The organism is Bradyrhizobium genomosp. I (2014) (genome assembly GCF_000261685.1).
Classification (GTDB): domain Bacteria; phylum Pseudomonadota; class Alphaproteobacteria; order Rhizobiales; family Xanthobacteraceae; genus Bradyrhizobium.
In genome coordinates, this window is record NZ_AJQE01000500.1 from 1 (window position 1) to 737 (window position 737).

The following is a 737-nucleotide window of genomic DNA, read 5'->3' on the forward strand; positions in this document are numbered from 1 at the left end:
CATCAGTCCGCTGCTCTCCGTCATCTACATGAACCGGTTCCTGAAGCATTGGCGTCTCAGCGGTCGGTGTGAAGCATTCCATGGCCAGATTATCTCCTATGCCGACGACTTCGTCATTCTCAGCCGCGGCCACGCGGAAGACGCATTGACGTGGACGAAAGCGGTGATGACCAAGCTTGGGCTGACACTCAACGAGACTAAAACCTCGGTGAAGAATGCCCGATTGGAAAGCTTTGACTTCCTTGGGTACACGCTCGGACCCCGCCACTTCCGCAATGGGGGGCGGTGGTATCTTGGCGCGGCTCCGTCGAAGAAAAGCGTGCTGCGGATCAAGAGGAAGGTCAGCGAACTGCTGACGCCGGGCAACAAGGGCGCTTGGCCCGAAGTACAAGCACGACTGAACCGCCTTCTGCGCGGCTGGTCCGCTTACTTCAGCTATGGCTCGCTTGCTACGGCTCATCAGGCCGTTGATCGACACGTCTTTGACCGCGTGCTCGCCTTTCTGCGCAGACGACATAAGACGCCAGGACGTGGCGTCAGACGGTTCTCTGATCAGATCTATGGGAACCCTGGCGTACTTGTGCTGAACCGCGTGCGCAAAGTGTCGCCGACGTGCGCCTTGTGACGAAACCTGTCGGAAAGCCGGATGCGGGAAAACCGCACGTCCGGTTTGATGAGCGGGGAGAGGAAACGGAACGCGCAACAAGCGCATCACCGCGCCTCTCCTCGACTCTACT

The 737-nt window shown here is 58.9% G+C and carries 1 protein-coding gene; it reads left to right on the top strand.

The genetic code is table 11. The features are described 5' to 3' along the window. The coding region (locus IC50_RS38255; RefSeq protein WP_035716894.1) for a group II intron maturase-specific domain-containing protein at positions 1-625 on the top strand (625 nt) is incomplete at its 5' end. Positions 626-737 lie beyond the last annotated feature (112 nt).